The 18898-nt window shown below is 48.5% G+C and carries 13 protein-coding genes and 2 tRNA genes; 12 read left to right on the forward strand and 3 right to left on the reverse strand.

Going from position 1 to position 18898, the window contains the following annotated elements; all coding sequences use genetic code 11:
- Positions 1 to 28 precede the first annotated feature (28 nt).
- The 7 genes from NQ518_RS10690 to NQ518_RS10720 all read left to right on the forward strand — a co-directional run bounded on the left by NQ518_RS10690 (position 29) and on the right by NQ518_RS10720 (position 9819).
- Positions 29 to 1552: a DUF3943 domain-containing protein gene (locus NQ518_RS10690; protein ID WP_227206385.1), complete on the forward strand. Its 1524-nt coding sequence runs from the start codon at positions 29 to 31 to the stop codon at positions 1550 to 1552.
- Between the two features lie 117 nt (positions 1553 to 1669).
- The gene (locus NQ518_RS10695) at positions 1670 to 2428 is read left to right on the forward strand and encodes a glycerophosphodiester phosphodiesterase family protein (RefSeq protein WP_309565387.1); all 759 of its coding nucleotides are present in this window, start codon (positions 1670 to 1672) and stop codon (positions 2426 to 2428) included.
- A 57-nt stretch (positions 2429 to 2485) separates the two neighbouring features.
- Complete coding sequence (locus tag NQ518_RS10700; RefSeq protein WP_227961956.1) at positions 2486 to 3160, forward strand: M15 family metallopeptidase; 675 nt, start codon at positions 2486 to 2488, stop codon at positions 3158 to 3160.
- Positions 3161 to 3205: 45 nt separating this feature from the next.
- Complete coding sequence (locus NQ518_RS10705; RefSeq protein WP_227961955.1) at positions 3206 to 4462, forward strand: class I SAM-dependent methyltransferase; 1257 nt, start codon at positions 3206 to 3208, stop codon at positions 4460 to 4462.
- A 406-nt stretch (positions 4463 to 4868) separates the two neighbouring features.
- Positions 4869 to 6017 carry an N-acetyltransferase gene (locus NQ518_RS10710; RefSeq protein ID WP_227961953.1) on the forward strand — a complete coding sequence of 383 codons (1149 nt, stop codon included), beginning with the start codon at positions 4869 to 4871 and terminating at the stop codon, positions 6015 to 6017.
- 147 nt (positions 6018 to 6164) lie between these two features.
- The gene (locus NQ518_RS10715; RefSeq protein WP_227206377.1) at positions 6165 to 8177 is read left to right on the forward strand and encodes a DNA topoisomerase IV subunit B; all 2013 of its coding nucleotides are present in this window, start codon (positions 6165 to 6167) and stop codon (positions 8175 to 8177) included.
- A 70-nt stretch (positions 8178 to 8247) separates the two neighbouring features.
- A complete protein-coding gene (locus NQ518_RS10720; RefSeq protein ID WP_227206375.1) occupies positions 8248 to 9819 on the forward strand; it encodes a S41 family peptidase in 1572 nt (523 codons plus the stop codon).
- Positions 9820 to 10005: 186 nt separating this feature from the next.
- On the opposite strand, the gene NQ518_RS10725 is transcribed toward NQ518_RS10720, so the two are convergent.
- From NQ518_RS10725 to NQ518_RS10735, 3 genes are all read right to left on the reverse strand, one after another.
- Positions 10006 to 11298 carry an L-cysteine desulfidase family protein gene (locus NQ518_RS10725; RefSeq protein ID WP_227961951.1) on the reverse strand — a complete coding sequence of 431 codons (1293 nt, stop codon included), beginning with the start codon at positions 11296 to 11298 and terminating at the stop codon, positions 10006 to 10008.
- A 124-nt stretch (positions 11299 to 11422) separates the two neighbouring features.
- A complete protein-coding gene (locus NQ518_RS10730; RefSeq protein ID WP_227961949.1) occupies positions 11423 to 13471 on the reverse strand; it encodes a protein-disulfide reductase DsbD family protein in 2049 nt (682 codons plus the stop codon).
- Positions 13472 to 13808: 337 nt separating this feature from the next.
- Entirely contained in the window at positions 13809 to 14066 is a 258-nt protein-coding gene (locus tag NQ518_RS10735; RefSeq protein ID WP_227961947.1) for a hypothetical protein, read from the reverse strand.
- A 305-nt stretch (positions 14067 to 14371) separates the two neighbouring features.
- Between NQ518_RS10735 and NQ518_RS10740 the strand changes: the two genes are divergently transcribed.
- From NQ518_RS10740 to NQ518_RS10760, 5 genes are all read left to right on the forward strand, one after another.
- A tRNA-Gly gene (locus tag NQ518_RS10740) sits at positions 14372 to 14444 on the forward strand.
- 99 nt (positions 14445 to 14543) lie between these two features.
- Positions 14544 to 14629: transfer RNA gene (locus NQ518_RS10745), tRNA-Leu, on the forward strand.
- Positions 14630 to 14652: 23 nt separating this feature from the next.
- On the forward strand, positions 14653 to 16326 hold the full coding sequence (locus tag NQ518_RS10750) for a tetratricopeptide repeat protein (RefSeq protein WP_227961945.1): 1674 nt from the start codon (positions 14653 to 14655) through the stop codon (positions 16324 to 16326).
- A gap of 14 nt (positions 16327 to 16340) precedes the next feature.
- Positions 16341 to 17336: a TlpA disulfide reductase family protein gene (locus NQ518_RS10755; protein ID WP_227206365.1), complete on the forward strand. Its 996-nt coding sequence runs from the start codon at positions 16341 to 16343 to the stop codon at positions 17334 to 17336.
- Positions 17337 to 17347: 11 nt separating this feature from the next.
- A complete protein-coding gene (locus NQ518_RS10760) occupies positions 17348 to 18889 on the forward strand; it encodes a YifB family Mg chelatase-like AAA ATPase (protein WP_227961944.1) in 1542 nt (513 codons plus the stop codon).
- The last annotated feature ends 9 nt before the right edge of the window (positions 18890 to 18898 follow it).

Raw genomic sequence — 18898 nt, forward strand, 5'->3', positions numbered from 1 at the left:
TTTGGCTAAAACCAAGTGCTGGGTTGGCATGAGTGTTCTTGTTACTTTATTTTCGATAGAAAGTAAAGCGCAGACCTGCCATCTACAAAGTGATTCAAGTGCATTGGTTGACAGCGTAGCGCTACCTGATACCTTGTTAAATCAATCGCCCTATGTGTTCCATGTTGACTCACTGATGGAGAAACAGTTAGTCAAACCCCAAAAATATCCATGGCGGGCAGCCGCTGAAGTGGTGGGGATTAACGCTACCCTCTTGGCCGTTGACTATTTTATATTAGATGCTGACTTCGCCAAGGTAACCAGTAAAACACTCAAACGCAACGTTCGGCTCAATCAATGGTTTTGGGATGGGGATGTGTTTCACACCAATTTATGGTACCATCCCTATCATGGCAATCTATTCTTCAATGCTGCTCGCAGTAATGGTATGAACTTCTGGGAGTCGATACCTTATACCCTGGCTGGTGATTTGATGTGGGAAATTGCCGGCGAAAACGAACTCCCATCCATCAATGACGCCATTTCTACCGGCATAGGTGGGTTGGCTATCGGCGAGAGTACCTATCGTTTGTCCAACCTCGTGTACCATGATGACCGACAAGGTTGGCGGCGTGTTGCCCAAGAACTATTGGGAGCAGCCATCAATCCCATTCGCGCATTGAATCGCCTATTCACTGGTGAGGCGTGGAAGATATGTCCTCAAAAGGCCTCTTATCATGATGACGACCGATTACCCGTACGCATGACGGTGGCTGTTGGCGACAGATATGTATCGGGCCACGATGCTTCCACGATGCGGTTTCATACGCCTTATTTGGATTTTTCGGTCCGCTATGGCGACGCTTTCAGTGAGGAACACAAACCTTTCGATTACTTTACCCTCGATGCGGGTGTGGTTTTGGGACATCAACAACATGCGGTGAATCACGTCAACATCATCGGACAGTTGGCTGCAACCCCTGTAATGGAACGCTGGGGCATGCTGTCGCGTTTCGGTGTTTATCAACATTTCAACTACGAACATACCAATGGGCGTAACGGAGGCTTACCTCCTTACCAGCTTTCCGAGGCAGCCAGCGTTGGAGTGGGGTGGCTTTGCAGGGTTCCTTTCATCCATCAAACTCTGCAATTTGATCAATCTTTCTTCCTCAATGGTATGTTGTTGGGCGGACTTTGGAGCGATTATACCGACAATCCCTTTCACAAATCCTACAACATGGGTAGCGGCTTCACCGCCCTGTCACGCACGCAATTCTCGGTAGGTCACCGCTTTTCTTTCTCTCTGGATGCCCGCTTTTTCCGTATGTACAGTTGGCGCGGCTACGAAGATGTGCCAGCTGACACACCATACGAAACGTTCAGCGCACAAGGCGAGCGTAACCAATCATCCGTATGGATGTTGCGTACCATGCTCAAAATCCCCGTTTGGCGACAATGGGGGCTTCATCTGTCGGGTGCTTATTATCATCGAGATACCCACTACACCTATCGAAACGATGCTACCATCCGTACATACGAAGTGAGATTGGGCTTACTCTATCAGTTAAAGTAGTAAAAAAATTACGCTTTCTCGCCCTGCTTACTTGTGTTTGGGCTTGGTTGTGTCACGCTAACTTCTTATCTTTGCAGATACATAGGTAAATCATAAACAATCAATACGCATACCATTATGAAAAAATTATTTTGTACACTGGCCTTTGCTGCCTTTGCAACAGTCAGTATGTTTGCAGGTTCAAAAGTCATAGCTCACCGTGGTTACTGGACCACACCAGGCTCGGCTCAAAACTCACGGACAGCGCTTCAAAAGGCACTCGACTTGAATATCTATGGCTCTGAAATAGATGTATGGATCACGACCGATGGAAAACTCATGGTGAATCATGATGCTGATTTCAATGGCGTGGTGCTTGAAAAAGCTTCTTATAAGGATTGTAAGAACCTAACACTTAAGAATGGTGAGAAGATGCCACAGCTGAAGGACTTGCTGAAGATGATGAAAAAGACCAAAAGCAAGACCAAACTCATCATTGAAATCAAGACCCATTCAACGTTAGAAGCCAACAAACGCGCTGTCCAAGCAACGGTGAATGCCGTGAAAAAATATGGAATTCAAGACAAAGTAGAATACATTGCGTTCAGTCATGACGTATGTTTGGAATTGGTGCGTCTGGACAAGCAGGCAAAAGTGGCTTATCTTTCGGGCAACAAGACGCCGGCTCAGCTCCATCAGGATGGCATCACAGGCATTGATTACCATATCAGTGCTCTGCGCAAGCACCCCGAATGGATCAAAGAAGCGCACGACCTGGGCATGACGGTTAACGTTTGGACCGTAAATGACAAGGCTGGTATTGAAGAAATGAATAAGGCTGGGGTGGATTACATCACCACTAACGAGCCCGTATTGGCCATCGAGTTGACGCGATAATGAGGCTGATGGAAAGAAAAAATCCATCTCTTCGTTAATAGAACATCCACTCAAAGCATGCGAAAAATCATCTTATTGCTTGTCTTGACCACCACTTTTGCCGTGGCTCAAGACAAGCAAAAACTTAGTAAAACGGCACAGTCGCTCGAGCGTCGGGGCTATGTCAACGTGCAACAACTCGACAAGACCATCCAGGTATCCTTGATGTATGCCCGCGCAGACAACTTCACTGGCGGCGTGTTGTACGACGATTTGCGCGAAGCCTACCTCCATCCGCGCGCAGCACAGGCACTGGTCAAGGCGCAAAAGCGGCTCAAGGAGTTGCGTCCGGATCTTCGATTGAAGGTTTATGACGCTGCCCGTCCCATGTCCATTCAGCAAAAAATGTGGGACAAGGTGAAGCATACCTCCAAATATTTCTATGTGTCCAATCCCGCACGCGGCGGTGGTTTGCACAACTATGGACTGGCTGTCGACCTCACGTTGTGTACCCTGAAGGGCGATACCCTTGACATGGGCACCAAAATAGACTATATGGGAGCTGCGGCTCACATTGACAACGAAGCCCAACTGGTGGCGCAGAAGCGCATCAGTGCGCAGGCTCGCAAGAACCGTCAGTTGCTTCGTGACGTGATGACCTACGCTGGTTTCAAACCCTTGCGTACCGAATGGTGGCATTTCAACTTCCGCTCACGGGCACAGGCAAAGCGATATTATCAGGTAATCAAGTAGCCCACTGGCTACTTTTTTTATTTTATTTTCGATGAAGACATGGGTATGATGAACGAGGTTACCGCAGCATTCATTCGCCGGCACGCCGAAGAAGACGTGCGACAGCTGGCTCTCAAGGGATGTCAACACCCGGACGTGGACATGCCTTTGGCCTTGCAACAGATTGCGGGGCGACAGACTGCCCGACAAAAACTGCCGTCCTGGGCAGTCATAGATGCGCTGTTGTACCCGCCACACCTGTCTATGGAGCAATGCTCTTCCGAGCAAACGGCGCGCTACAAGGCGCAGTTGGCCGCGCGGCTCTGTGCAGATTTCGGTCAAGAATCATGGTCAGAAGACCCGAAGAAAGCCCATCTGCCCCATGAACCAGAGCCATCTTTGGTCGATTTGACAGGCGGTTTTGGAGTTGATTTCTCCTTTATGGCCCGTCAATTCGAGCGTTGTATCTACGTAGAACGGCAACAAGCGTTGTGCGAGATGGCTCAACACAATTTCTCCCTCTTAGGTTTGCAACAGGCAGAAGTGGTGTGTGCCGATGGGGTGGATTATCTACGGCGGATGAGCCACGCCACGGTAATCTACCTGGATCCTGCCCGTCGTGACCGACAGGGCGACAAAACGGTGGCCATCAGCGATTGTACACCTGATTTATTGAGCTTGAAAGAACAGCTCACGGATAAGAGTCTTTTTGTCATGGTGAAGCTCTCTCCGATGCTTGACTGGCACCAAGCCGTGGCTCAACTTGAGACTGATGAGGTGAAGATGTGCGAGATACATGTCCTGTCGGTGAGAAACGAGTGCAAAGAACTGCTCTTCGTCTTGAGCAAGCAACGGCATAAACCGCTCACCCTCCATTGCGTAAACGACGACCAGGCTTTTGTTTGTTCGTCCGATGAGCCGTCTGACGTACCGCCTCCTTACGTCAGTCCGGAAGAAATGCGGCCGGGATTGTTTCTCTACGAGCCTCATGCGTCAATCATGAAAGCAGGCTGTTTCTCGGCCGTGAGTACCCAATTGGGCGTTCAGAAGATAGCACCCAACTCGCACCTCTTTATCTCTGAGCATGACCTCCCGTTGTTTCCAGGGCGGAAGTTCCGTATCCAAGCCCTCTCATCGATGAACAAGAAAGAACTGAGGTCAGTGCTTCGCGACGTGCGCCAGGCCAACATCACCACCCGCAACTTTCCCCTTTCCGTGGCCGAGTTGCGCAAACGGATCAAGCTGAAGGATGGGGGAGCGGTTTATGTTTTCGCTACCACGCAGGCAGATGGGCGGCATGTTCTGTTGATTTGCAGCAAGTAGAGGGCAATATATTCATCATCGGTTCATGCGTAAGACGGATAACAATCTCCTGTTTGATATGTGCCGCCGTTGGATGACGAGCTTGTTTGACATCGCCGTCATGGAAATGTATATTGTTGATAAACAGGTGTTTATACCGTTTTCTCGCTATTTGATAGAATACTCATAAACGCTTGTCTTCCAAACTCAATGCTATTGCCCGGTAAACTCAATGACTTTGGCTGCTAAACTCAATGACTTTGGATGCCAAACTCATTGCTATTGAAATCTTCATCCGTAGGGGCGTGATTCTCACTGCTATGCTCGCACCCGGCAATCGGTAAAAAATGTAGGCGTTTTATTTTGAAAATAGGCCAAATAAGCGTAACTTTGCAAGCCTATATTGCATACAATCTTATTAAAAAGAATGCCATCTGTACAAATTAAGAAGGTCGAGTCGCTGCGCGATTTGAGAACGTTCGTTGACTTTCATTACGACCTTTACGAGGGAGACCCATACGATGTTCCGAATCTTTTCATGGACGATATGAACACCTTGCGTAAAGATAAGAACGCTGCATTTGAGTTTTGCGAGGCAGAATATTATATTGCATACAAACAAGGTAAAGTAGTAGGGCGCGTAGCAGCCATCATTAACCATCGAGCCAATGAAAAATGGAAAACGAAGATCGTGCGGTTTGGCTGGATTGACTTCGTAGATGACCTGGACGTATCTCGCGCCTTGTTTGATGAAGTGGCTGCCTATGGCCGCTCAAAAGGCATGACCGAGATGGTGGGTCCATTGGGTTTCACCGACATGGATCCTGAAGGAATGCTCACGTGGGGCTTTGACAAGCTCAGTACGATGATTACCATTTACAATTATCCTTACTACCCACAGCATATAGAGAAGTTGGGCGGATGGGAAGTTGACCAAAACTATGTGGAATATTTCTTTGACGTTCCTAAGGAAATTCCTGAGAAATATGCGAAGATAGCCGAGGTTGTAGAATCGCGTTACAACCTGCACATCAAGAAACTGACTCGAAGGGAAGTGAAAAAGACCGATTATGGACGAAAGGTTTTTGACATCATCAACGAGACGTACAAAGACCTTTATGGCTATTCTGAACTCAGTGAGAAGCAGATTGATCACTATGTGAACATGTATCTTCGCTTCGCCGATTTGAACATGATTACGCTCATTGAGGATTGGAATAAGGACAGGAAACTCATTGGCGTGGGCATTTCAATTCCATCCCTGTCGTATGCCTTGCAAAAATGCCGTAGAGGCCGCTTGCTCCCCTGGGGGTGGTGGCATCTGTTGCGGGCCATCAAGTTTCAAAAGACAGGAGGTGGGGGCGACTTGCTCTTGATGGGTGTGCTGCCCGAGTATCGCTCCAAGGGTGCCAATGCCTTGTTGTTCACCGACTTGATACCTGTGTTTAACAAGTATGGATTCACTTGGGCCGAGAGTCAAGTGGAGCTGGAAACCAATGAGGGCGTGCAAAGTCAATGGGGACCGCTGAAGCCTACGAATCATAAGCGTCGCAGCTGTTTCAAGAAGAAGATTTAATTCTTGCCCACAGTCGTATCGGGTAAGTAGATTCTTTTTGGGGTTTTAAACGCTCTTTCGTGCGTGACGATGGTATGTAGGGTGTGCTGATTTGGTAGAAACCATCCCCTACGGAACTGCTGAAAACGAATAACAACCAAAAAACCGATGACTGATAAAAACAAGCAAGAATTACAATCGACGAATCATAACAATACCGCTTCTGCTCCGGTTGGGGCAGAAGAAACCGTTTCTTATACAGATGACAACATCCGGCACCTGTCGGATATGGAGCATGTGCGTACCCGTCCGGGCATGTACATCGGCCGATTGGGCGATGGTAACTTACCAGAGGATGGCATCTATGTGCTGTTGAAGGAAGTGATTGACAATTCCATCGACGAGTTTAAGATGAAGTCGGGCGACCGAATTGAGATTGACGTGGAAGACAACCTGCGCGTCAGCGTGCGCGACTACGGTCGTGGTATTCCGCAAGGTAAACTGGTAGAGGCCGTGAGCATGCTGAATACGGGTGGAAAATACGACTCGAAAGCGTTTAAGAAGAGTGTGGGATTGAACGGTGTGGGTCTCAAAGCCGTGAATGCTTTGAGTGCACATTTTGAGGTGAAGTCGTACCGGGAGGGGAAAGTTCGTTCCATCACGTTTGAAAAAGGTGAGCTCAAGACCGATCAGACCGATAAAACGAAGGATGAAACGGGTACCTATGTGTATTTTGAACCCGACAACACGCTGTTCAAGAACTACTCGTTCCACGATGATATCGTGGAAACCATGCTGCGCAACTATACCTATCTGAATGCCGGACTCACCATCATGTACAACGGGCGGCGCATCAAAAGCCGTAACGGATTGGAGGACTTGCTTAACGACAACATGACAACGGACGGATTGTACCCCATTGTCCATGTGGTTGGCGATGACATCGAGATTGCTTTCACGCATACCAATCAGTACGGAGAAGAATACCACTCGTTTGTCAACGGACAACATACCACACAGGGAGGCACGCATCAGAGTGCTTTCAAGGAGCATATCGCCAAGACTATCAAAGAGTTTTACGATAAAAACTACGAGTACACTGACATTCGAAACGGCCTTGTGGCGGCCGTAGCCATCAACGTGGAAGAACCTGTTTTCGAGAGTCAGACCAAGATTAAACTGGGGTCGACGCTTATGGCACCAGGTGGTGAGACCATCAATAAGTACGTGGGCGATTTCATCAAGCGTGAGGTGGATAACTACCTGCACATTCACAAGGAAGATTGCGCGGACGTGCTGGAGGCTAAAATCAAGGCCAGCGAGCACGAACGCAAAGCTATGGCGGGGGTAACTAAGCTCGCCAGAGAGCGTGCCAAGAAGGCCAACCTGCACAATAAGAAGTTGCGTGACTGCCGAATTCATTTCAGTGATGAGAAAAATGACCGCAAAGAGGAGAGCTGTATCTTTATTACCGAGGGCGATTCGGCCAGCGGCAGTATCACCAAGAGCAGGGATGTGAACACGCAAGCGGTGTTCTCGTTGCGGGGAAAACCACTCAATTCGTATGGATTGACCAAGAAAGTGGTGTACGAAAACGAAGAGTTCAACCTCTTGCAGGCGGCTCTCGACATAGAAGATGGCTTGGACACGCTGCGCTACAACAAGGTGATTGTCGCCACAGATGCCGATGTCGATGGCATGCACATCCGTCTGTTGATTATCACTTTCTTTCTACAGTTCTTCCCCGAACTTATCAAGAAAGGGCATGTGTATGTGCTGCAGACACCTCTTTTCCGCGTGCGTAACCGCAGAACGAAGATTAAAAACAAGCAAGTGATAGCGGATGCGGACGCAAGTCGTGACAAAAAAGAGCGAAAGAGCGATTTCATCACCCGCTACTGTTATAGTGATGAAGAGCGACAAGAGGCGATTAAGGATCTTGGACCCGAGCCTGAAATCACCCGATTCAAAGGATTGGGAGAGATATCTCCTGACGAATTCGTCCATTTCATCGGGCCTGACATGCGATTGGAACAGGTGACACTGCACAAAAACGACCAAGTACAAAAACTTTTGGAGTATTACATGGGCAAGAATACCATGGAACGACAAAACTTTATCATTGATAATTTGGTAGTCGAGGAAGACCTTCCGGAAGACGAACTCAAACTAATTGACTGACAATCTTTGTCATTTAGAAGGAGAATCGATGTCTTTAGGGTGATTAATTCTTTTATTTAAAATCAAACAAATGAGACGACTCGTTGCTTTATGTTGGGCACTATTGATATTTTATTCAGTATCCGCTCAAATCAATATCAATTTCGGGAAAGAATCACCACTTCGCAAGTTGCAAATTGCGGAGATGGCTATCAACAATCTTTATGTTGATACGGTGAAAGAAGACAAACTGGTTGAAGATGCCATTCGTGGCATGTTGGAGAAGTTAGACCCGCATTCTTCGTATACAACGGCGAAAGAAACCAAGGCCATGACTGAATCTTTGCAGGGATCTTTTGAAGGTATTGGCATTCAATTCAACATGATGCAAGACACACTCATGGTCATTCAGACCATTACCAATGGTCCGTCGGAGAAGGTGGGCATATTGGCTGGCGACCGAATCGTGAGTGTTAACGACAGCAGCATTGCGGGTGTCAAGATGGCACGCGAAGAGATTATGCGGCGGTTGCGTGGAAAGAAAGGAACAAAAGTGAAGTTGGGCATCCTTCGTAAGGGCATTGGGGAGCGGCTTTACTTTACCGTAGTGCGCGATAAGATACCTGTTAAAACGGTTGATGCCAGTTACATGCTCCGTCCTCAATTAGGCTATGTGCGCATAGGAAGCTTTGGTGCGACCACTTATGATGAGTTTATGGCCTGTATCACCGCACTGAAAAAGCAGGGAATGCGTGATCTTGTCTTGGATTTGCAGGACAATGGAGGCGGGTATTTGCAAGCTGCGGTGAAGATAGCCAATGAGTTTTTGCAGCGCAACGACTTGATAGTTTATACCAAAGGACGACGCGCAGAGCGTATGGAATATAAGGCACACGGTAACGGTAGTTTGCTTTCGGGCAAGGTGATGGTGCTGGTGAATGAGTTTTCAGCATCCGCTGCCGAGATTGTAACAGGTGCCATCCAGGACCAAGACAGAGGACAAGTGGTTGGAAGGCGTTCGTTTGGGAAGGGGTTGGTGCAGCGTCCGATTGAATTTCCTGATGGAAGTATGATGCGACTCACCATCGCTCACTACTATACGCCATCAGGCCGTTGTATCCAGAAACCATATATTAAAGGTGATAACGAAAGCTATGCCCGTGAATTGGACACTCGTTTCAAGCATGGAGAACTGTATAGTGCTGACAGTATTCATTTCGCTGACTCATTGAAGTATAAGACCTTGCGCCTCAAACGCACGGTATATGGTGGCGGAGGCATCATGCCTGATTACTTTGTTCCACTCGACACGACCAAATTCACACCATATCATCGGCAGTTGGCAGCCAAGGGAATCATCATTACAGAGAACCTCAAGTATGTTGATCAACACCGCAAACAGCTGCAAAAACAATATCCAACCTTCGCAAAGTTTGTGCGTGAGTTTGATGTTCCGCAGCAGTTGGTGGATGCAGTGATTCGCTCTGGTGAGAAAGAAAAGGTGAAACCGAAGGATAAGGAGGAATTACAAATGACCTTACCCGCTGTGAAAAACCAACTAAAGGCATTGGTTGCACGCGACTTGTGGGACATGAACGAGTATTTCCAGATTATCAATGAGACCAATGACATTGTCCTCAAGGCCGTTGAATTGATGAATTAAGGCGAACACAGGACAGGACATAAAAAGCCTTGTGTAACCTTCTTAATCGCATGCGTCTTATTCTTTGCTACCACTAATAGTAGCATTGCGAGTACACGCTCATGACGCTAACTGGCATTGATGCTATCGCCAGCATTGAATATTCATGGACTTTATGGGGGAATGACGCCGGTTTGAGGACGATACTTAGCATCGTTGTTTGCTGGTCATGATACTTAGAACCATCTCATCAGTCGTACCCATGGCATCCTTGCCAATGCTGGTGAGGTTGCGTATCGAGCGATCCACGTCCTCATCGATGATGCCTTCTGCCGATGTTACATGCTTGTTTTCCATCGATAGCAAGGCCGAAAGCACCGCTGTGCTGACACCTGAACTGATTTTCAGTGAGCAACTGGGCTTGGCTCCGTCGCAAATCATGCCGGTAAGGTTGGCAATCATGTTCTTGATAGCATGACAGATGTGCGCATAGTCGCCGCCCATGAGGTAGGTGATGCCGCAGCTTGAGCCGATACTGGCCACCACACAGCCGCACAGAGCCGACAGTTTGCCCAGGCTCTGCTTGATGTAAATGGCCGATAGATGGCTGAGTGTCAGGGCACGGATAAGCTCTTCTTCCGTATTCTCGTTTTCCATGGCGTACACTACCACTGGGTTCGTGGCGCAGATACCTTGGTTTCCCGACCCGCTATTGCTCATCACCGGTATCATGGCCCCACCCATTCGGGCGTCGCAGGCCAATGCTGTCTTGGCGATGATGTGCGAGTAGATGCTGTTACCGAATATCCCTCGACTCAATGGGCGATCCATTGTCTTGCCCAAGCAGTGTCCGTAGTTGCCTTTCAGCGACTGCTCGGCAGCATTCATGTTATACTCTTTGGTTTTCAGCATGAACCCGATTTCGTCAATGGGGGTGGTGGTGGCGAAGTCGTAGACCATCCGGAAGGAAAGTTGTATGCCGTTCTCCTCCGGTTCATCTTGCTTCCTCAGGCCTTTGTCAAGTAGGATTTCCCCGTTTTTGCATAGGTGTACAAAGTTGGTATGCGCGCCTGCGATGATGGCTTTTGCCGTTTGATCGTTTGCCTGGCATGTTACCTCAATGTACAGTTTCTCGGTAATTCCCTGTTTGAGTTGGATGTCTATGCGTTTTTCCTCTATGTATTTCTTCGCTTCTTCCAACGTCTCGGGTGTAAGATCCTTGATTACTTCCAGCTGATATTCACTCTTTCCTACAATGCTGCCCAAGGCAATGGCGATGGGTAGTCCAATCATTCCGGTGCCTGGAATGCCCACACCCATGGCGTTTTTCAGGATGTTGGCACTCAGTAGGGCGGTTATTTTCTCGGGTCGACAGCCCAACAACTCCGTCGCTTTGGCCGTACATAGTGCCACGGCCATGGGCTCTGTGCATCCTACGGCAGGTACTACTTCCTGGTGGATGAGCTGGATGATTTGTTTTCGGATATGTTCTTCAAGCATGGTTTTGTAGATTCAAATGGTTTTTATATCGTGGTTTGTTTGTATGCAAGATTGCCTTACCAGTGCAAAGCACGCTGCCTTGCCACGCAGCACAATCTGTATTGCGTGGTAAGGGCGTGTAGAATCAGTCGCGATTGCGGTATGCCTCCAGTCCTTTCTTCAAGAAATCGAGGTAGGCTGGCACATCTTCTTTATAGCTGTATGAGCCAGTCAGCGGTTTTCCTGCATTGTCTAGTGGCACATAGAATGGCTGTGTGTTGGCGCCAAACTTACTACTTTGCAGGTAACTCCACTTGTCGCCAACCGTGCGAAGCGTGCGCTTTTTGCCGTTGTCCATCACTTCTATCTGCTCTTTCAGCGGCGTTTTGTCGTCCACGAACAAGGAGATGAGCACATAATCTTTTGTCAATACCTCTGCAACCGATGGATCTGTCCACACAGCCGCTTCCATCTTTCGGCAGTTGACACAACCAAAGCCGGTGAAATCGATGAATGCTGGCTTGCCCTGAGCTTTGGCGGCAGCCATTCCTTCTTCATAATTGGTATAGGCGGCGTGAACCTCTTTGTTGTTCAGGTTAAAGTCTTGTGTGCTGATAGGCGGTGCGAAAGCGCTCACGGCCTTAACGGGTGCGCCCCAAAGACCAGGCACCATGTACACCGTGAAGGCCAGCGAAATCATGCCCAGCATGATACATACCACCGGCATGGGTTTGTTCTCGCCGCCCACCATGTCGCTTTGGAACTTGAGATGCCCGATGAGATAAAGTCCCAACATGCCGAAAATGACAATCCACAGCGACAAGAACACCTCACGATCGAGGATGTGCCAGCCGTATGCAAGGTCGGCTACGGAGAGGAATTTCAACGCGAAGGCCAGTTCGATAAAGCCCAATACCACCTTGATGGTGTTCATCCAAGAACCCGATTTGGGCGCTTGCTTCAGCCAAGAAGGGAACAGGGCGAAGAGCGTAAACGGCAGAGCCAGTGCCAAGGCGAAGCCAAACATGCCGATGGCAGGGCCCACCCAGTTGCCCGACGTGGCGGCTTGTACCAGCAAGAAGCCAACGATGGGTGCGGTACAAGAGAAAGATACCAGCACCAATGTGAAGGCCATCAGGAAGATGGAGAGCAATCCGGTGGTGGAAGAGGCCTTGCTGTCCATTTTATTGCCCCATGACTCGGGAAGCCGCAGCTCGAACCATCCGAAGAAAGAGAGTGCGAACACCACCAGCAACAGGAAGAAGAAGATGTTGAACACCGCACTGGTTGCCAGTTCGTTGAGCTTGTGTGGATCAGTAAAAGCCGTCACAAGCAGTCCCAGCGACAGGAAAATCACGATGATGGCCAATCCGTAGGTAATGGCATCGCGCATGCCTTTGGCTTTGTCCTTGGTGCGTTTGAGGAAGAAACTTACCGTCATGGGAATGATGGGCCATACGCAGGGCGTGAACAGCGCCAGTAATCCGCCGGCAAACCCCATCAGGAACAGAAACCACAGTGAACCGTTCTGCTCGCTCCGACCATCCTGTTGTTGCAATTCTTGGACGACAGGTTGCCACAAATCGGTGCTGACAGCCACCCTACCGGTATCCACCGATGTGGGAAGAAGTGTGTCGGCAGCCATGCTCTGCACGGAATCTGGGACGAGAGATGAAGGCGAATCTCCATCATTCGCCTCTTTTTCAGTCGGTTCCTGCGGCGTTGTCGTAGCCACGATGGCAGGCGACTTTCCTGCTTTCTTAAAGGCTACTTCTTGTGGTGGCATGCACGTTTGGTCGTTGCAGGCGCCATATTCCAAATAAGCATCAATGGTATAATTGGGTTTGGTGAACCTTACTTTCTGGACAAACTGCGCCTTATGCTCAAAAAAGCGCAGCTTCATGCCAAACAGGTTGTCCATCTTAGATATTTCGTTGCCACGCGCCACCAGGCCACCCACTTTCTCTACGCCGTCCATTTTGTTGACATGGAAAGAGGCCTCGATAGGGCCATTGCTGCCAAGGTTCACGGAATAGACGTGCCATCCCTGTTCTATTTGTAGGTTGAAGACAATTTCGCCTTCAGCAGTTTTGCCCGTTTTGAGTTGTGCGGATGATTGTATGGGGTCTACAATCTGTGCTTGGGTGAATAGCGTTGTCAACGACAACAATGCCAGCACTAAATACTTTTTCATGTTAAGTGATGTTTATGGTTGTAATAACAATATTATATTTAAAGAAAGTCGCATGCGACTTCCTCTGTCTGTTCATGGATTCTGCCACCTTTGTACTGCCGAAGAAGCCAACCTCTTTCACTGCTTCCCCAACTCACAAATCGGTATTGTTTGCAAAAATATATAATTCTGTTGATACAGACAAACGCAGAAGTGAAAAATACTTGTTTGAGAACGCGAATTTTCACACCATTCCCAACAGCCGCAATCATCGTTGCTGTAAGATTCAAACATTCAGCACGAAGAAAGCTTAGCGTGATGAATTATCTTGACAACGAATGCGCTCATGCTTGGCTTGTCAATCAGCAACCCCGCTTCTTGTCTCAAATTCGCCCAAAATAAGAGAGATTTCTATTTTATTGTTATACAGGCTGTTACGCTTGTGCGATACTGTTGTGGCTTCAATTTCTGGGCCGTTAACGGGTAAAAGCATTGCTTTTGGACACCAATAGCTATGCTTTAGCACCCTAATGGCAACCCTATTGACCGCCGAAAGGATGTCTTTAGCCGCATCATCTCCTTGCTGTTGGGTTGAAAGTTGACATTTTCTTTTCAATCAACGCCTTGTTTGCATCCCGTTTGCCTATTGATTTTTTCTAGAAGGTACGTTTCTGAAGGCCGTTTTAGGGGCGTTTTCTTTCAAAAATACTTTACATATTATGTGCGGTAAGGCCCCCATGAGTATCCTTTTTCTTCACGTAGTTGCTTGCGGAAACGCTTCATGATTTGTGTGCGTCTACCCCCTACTGTTTTGAGTAAGGTCACTGCCATCTTACTGTTTTACTAAACTTAATCAATAAAAAAATAAAAATTTTTTGTGGATATAAAGATTATATGCTACCTTTGCACTCTATAAAAAATGCGGCAATAGCTCAGTTGGTAGAGCACAACCTTGCCAAGGTTGGGGTCGCGAGTTCGAGTCTCGTTTGCCGCTCATTTTAATATTTGTTCAGGCTGCTGTAGTCTGGTTGGTGCGACATGAAAACTTTTTTCCGTGGACAAACCTGGCAGATACAGTCGGTTTTGGCTGATTGCCGCAATGGTGGAATTGGTAGACACGAGGGACTTAAAATCCCTTGGCCAGTAATGGCTGTGCGGGTTCGAGTCCCGCTCGCGGCACACTAAAACTAAAAATGATTACTATGCGCAAAAATCTCATCTTTACTTTATCAGTATGTTCAGTGCTGGCACTCAGCTCATGCTCAAAAATGGGAGCGTTGTCAGCAGACAATTTCACGGTAACACCAAACCCGCTGGAGACAAAAGGCGGTCAGGTTCCAGCTACCATCAATGGTGCTTTTCCTGAAAAATACATGAAGAAAAACGCTGTTGTGACCGTGATTCCCGAATTGAGATATGGAAATGGGCAGGTTGCCAAAGGGACAGGATCTACGTTCCAAGGCGAAAAAGTGCTGGGAAACGATCAGATGATTTCTTATCGTTTGGGCGGTCGTTACACCATGAAGACGGCGTTTGATTTCGTACCTGCGATGCAGAAAAGCGACATGTATCTTACTTTCAGCGCTCGCAGGGGCAATAAGAAAATCAATATACCAGCCGTGAAGGTGGCCGAAGGCGTGGTTGCTACGTCCGAACTGTACAAACAACTGCTGCTGAGTGACGGCGGTTGCATCGCTCCCGACTCTTTCCAGCGTGTTAATGCGCGGAAGCAAGAGGCCAACATCAAGTTCTTGGTGAACCAAGCCAACTTGCGTCGGAGTGAATTGAAGAATAACTCTGTGAAGGAGTTTGTAGCCATGTTGAAGCGCATCAATGCCGATCGCGAGAAATTGAACATCCGCAACGTCGAGGTTCAGGCTTATGCATCACCGGAGGGTGGATTCAGCTTCAACGACAAGTTGGCTGGCAAGCGCCAGAATACTTCTGAGGCTTACGTTAAATCGCAGCTGAAGCAGACGGGCGTGGCTACTGGTATTGACGCTCACTACACCGCACAAGACTGGGATGGTTTCCAGAAATTGGTTCAGGCCAGCAACATTCAAGACAAGGATGTTATCCTGCGCGTGCTGTCCATGTATAAGGATCCCGAGCAGAGAGAGCAGCAGATTCGTAACATGAGTGAGGCCTTCCGCGAATTGGCAGATGGCATTTTGCCCGAGTTGCGTCGTTCTCGTCTGATTATTAACTATGAGACCATCGGCAGAAGTGATGAGCAAATCAAGGCACAATATGCCACCGATGCCACCAAACTCAGCGTAGAGGAAATGCTCTATTATGCTACTTTGGAAGACAATGTGGCCAAGAAGGAAGAAATCTACAAGCGCACGGCAGAATATTATGACAAAGACTATCGGGCTTTGAATAACCTGGCTACCTTGGCATTCAAGAAGGGTGACGAGATGGAAGCCACACGTTATCTCGAACGTGCTTTGCGTGTTAATCCGCAAGCTCCTGAGGCTTTGGCTAATCTGGGTATCATGGAACTAGTTAACGGAAACGTGAAAGAGGCAGAGACCAGCATCGCCAAGGCACTGGGCGAACAGAATGTAAACGTGGCTATCGGTAGTTTGAATCTGGCAAAGGGCAATTTTGCACAAGCAGAGAAAGACTTCGAAGGCGTTAACAGCAACAGTGCGGCACTTGCACAGTTGATGAACAAGAACTATGCTGCAGCAGCTGCTACGCTGGACAAGGTAGCAAACCCCAATGCTTTGACCGATTATCTGCACGCCATCGTGGCTGCACGCCGTGGTAACAAGTTTGCTGCAGAATCTTATTTGAAAGAGGCTTTGAAGAAAGACCCCTCATTAAAGACATACGCTGACAACGATTTAGAATTGTCTATCTTGAGATAAGGCAACTGTTTGCTATGAAGCATATTGCCTATTTCTTTTGGCTCACTTTGGTTTTGATGTCGTGCGGTACCGACAGTCATCATTTTAAACTCGATGGCCGGCTGCTGCATCTCAACCAAGGTGAGTTTTACGTTTATAGTCCCGATGGCATCATCGATGGAATGGACACCATCAAGGTGACGGGAGGGCGGTTCACGTACGAGATTCCTTGCGAGAAATCAGGAACGTTGCTCATCGTGTTTTCCAACTTTTCAGAACATCCCGTCTTTGCTGTACCTGGTAAAAAGGTTGAGGTGAAGGGGGATGCTTCGCATTTGAAGGAACTGGAAGTGAAAGGAACGGATGACAACGAGCTAATGTCTAAGTTCAAGAAGAAGATTGCCAACGCATCTCCTCCGGAGGTGTTGAAATACGCAGAACAGTTTGTGAACGACCATCCCAGCTCGGATGTGGGCAGGTATCTTGTTTCTAAGTACTTTCTTAGAACGCCCAAGCCCAACTACCCCAAGGCCAAACAGTTGGTAGGTGTGATGGTGAAGAAGCAGCCCAAGAATGGGGCTTTGAGCCGGTTGCAACGGCAACTCTCGGGAGGCTATGTGGCAGAAGGTGACCGATTGCCCTCCTTCTCGGTGACAGATGTGAACGGCAATGTGGTGACCAGCGCAGCTTTGAGTCAGGCTCCCTTGGCCGTCATCAATGTTTGGACGTCGTGGAGTTACGAAAGTCTGGATATACAGCGGCAGCTCAATCAGTTTCAGAAAAAGCATGCAGGACGCCTTAAGGTGGTTGGACTATCGATTGACCCCAGCAAAAAGGCCTGCAAGGAGACGTTGGATCGTGACTCCATTCACTGGTCGAACATCTGTGATGAGGCGTTGTTCGAGGGCAATCTTGTCCGTCAATTAGGCATTTCATCCATACCTTATAATATCATCTTGAAAAACGGACGCGTAGTAGCATGTGGACTTGACGCTCAGGCTCTCATGAAGAAGTTGGAAGAGTTGATCTAAAGCGACTTATCATGCTGGTTAAAACCTATTGTGCAGCTGTCAACGGAATGGAAGTGACAACTGTAACTATTGAAGTTAGTTTAACAAACGGCATCATGTACCATTTCACCGGACTGGGCGATGAGGCCGTGAAGGAAGGGCGTAGCCGTATTGCTGCCGCTATGCAGTTCAATGGTTACAAGTTTCCGCATGCTGACATCACGGTGAATATGGCACCGGCCGACCTTCGTAAGGAGGGTAGCAGCTTCGATTTGCCCTTGGCAATTGCCATCTTGGCCGCTAATGGCAGCATCGTTTCTGAGGTGCTCGACCAGTATATGATGGTGGGTGAGTTGAGTTTAGATGGTACCTTACAGGCCGTGAAGGGCGCACTTCCCATCGCTATTCGTGCCCGTAAGGAGCATTTTAAGGGATTGATTGTCCCCAAACAGAATGTGCGTGAAGCCGCGGTTGTCAACAATTTGGAGGTCTACGGCATGGACTCGATGGTGGATGTCGTGCAGTTTTTGACTGGTGCCAAATCGTTTGAACCCACCGTGATTGACACCCGAAAAGAGTTTTACGAGCACCAATATCGGTTTGACCTTGATTATAGTGATGTTCGAGGACAGGAAAATGTGAAGCGAGCGTTGGAGGTAGCGGCGGCTGGAGGACACAACCTCATCATGGTGGGACCGCCCGGAAGTGGAAAATCGATGATGGCCAAACGCCTGCCAACCATTCTTCCGCCCCTCACATTGGCCGAAAGTCTGGAAACAACACAGGTCCACAGCATCGCAGGTAAGCTGGGTGCCGATACATCATTGATTGCGCAACGCCCATTCCGCGCCCCACATCATACCATCAGTGAGGTGGCATTGGTGGGCGGTGGGTCCACGCCGCAGCCGGGAGAGATTACCTTGGCCCATCATGGCGTGTTGTTCTGTGACGAGCTTCCCGAGTTTAATAAATCCACGTTGGAAGTGTTACGACAGCCATTGGAAGACCGGAAAATCACCATCTCGCGCGCAAAATACACCATTGAATACCCTTGTAGCTTCATGTTTGTGGCGTCGATGAATCCCTGTCCGTGTGGTTATTATGGCGACCCAACGCATACTTGCGTCTGTACTCCCGGTCAAATCCAGCGATACCTCAACAAAATTAGCGGTCCATTGCTCGACCGCATCGACATACAATGTGAAATCACGCCCGTGCCTTTCAAGGATATTTCCAAGGCAGCTCCTGGAGAACCGAGTGCCAATATTCGTGAACGTGTCATTGCGGCCCGTGCCATTCAGATTGAAAGGTATAAAGACTGCAAGGGAATTTATTGTAATGCCCAAATGACGGAGCGTATGATTCATCGCTTTGCCGAACCTGATGCCGATGGCATCAACATGCTCCGCATGGCGATGGAACGGCTGAGTTTGTCGGCTCGGGCCTACAATAGAATTCTGAAAGTGGCCCGCACCATCGCAGATTTGGAGGGTAGTGAGCCTGTCAAGACCGAACATTTGGCTGAAGCCATAGGCTATCGTAGTCTGGATAGAGGCGATTGGGCTGAGCGATAGCGCAGCATG

Source organism: Hoylesella buccalis ATCC 35310, from assembly GCF_025151385.1.
GTDB lineage: Bacteria > Bacteroidota > Bacteroidia > Bacteroidales > Bacteroidaceae > Prevotella > Prevotella buccalis.

Coding starts and splice junctions, on each gene's coding strand:
- NQ518_RS10690 (WP_227206385.1), top strand. CDS start 29: ATGAGTGTTCTTGTTACTTTATTTTCGATAGAAAGTAAAGCGCAGACC.
- NQ518_RS10695 (WP_309565387.1), top strand. CDS start 1,670: ATGAAAAAATTATTTTGTACACTGGCCTTTGCTGCCTTTGCAACAGTC.
- NQ518_RS10700 (WP_227961956.1), top strand. CDS start 2,486: ATGCGAAAAATCATCTTATTGCTTGTCTTGACCACCACTTTTGCCGTG.
- NQ518_RS10705 (WP_227961955.1), top strand. CDS start 3,206: ATGATGAACGAGGTTACCGCAGCATTCATTCGCCGGCACGCCGAAGAA.
- NQ518_RS10710 (WP_227961953.1), top strand. CDS start 4,869: ATGCCATCTGTACAAATTAAGAAGGTCGAGTCGCTGCGCGATTTGAGA.
- NQ518_RS10715 (WP_227206377.1), top strand. CDS start 6,165: ATGACTGATAAAAACAAGCAAGAATTACAATCGACGAATCATAACAAT.
- NQ518_RS10720 (WP_227206375.1), top strand. CDS start 8,248: ATGAGACGACTCGTTGCTTTATGTTGGGCACTATTGATATTTTATTCA.
- NQ518_RS10725 (WP_227961951.1), bottom strand. CDS start 11,298: ATGCTTGAAGAACATATCCGAAAACAAATCATCCAGCTCATCCACCAG.
- NQ518_RS10730 (WP_227961949.1), bottom strand. CDS start 13,471: ATGAAAAAGTATTTAGTGCTGGCATTGTTGTCGTTGACAACGCTATTC.
- NQ518_RS10750 (WP_227961945.1), top strand. CDS start 14,653: ATGCGCAAAAATCTCATCTTTACTTTATCAGTATGTTCAGTGCTGGCA.
- NQ518_RS10755 (WP_227206365.1), top strand. CDS start 16,341: ATGAAGCATATTGCCTATTTCTTTTGGCTCACTTTGGTTTTGATGTCG.
- NQ518_RS10760 (WP_227961944.1), top strand. CDS start 17,348: ATGCTGGTTAAAACCTATTGTGCAGCTGTCAACGGAATGGAAGTGACA.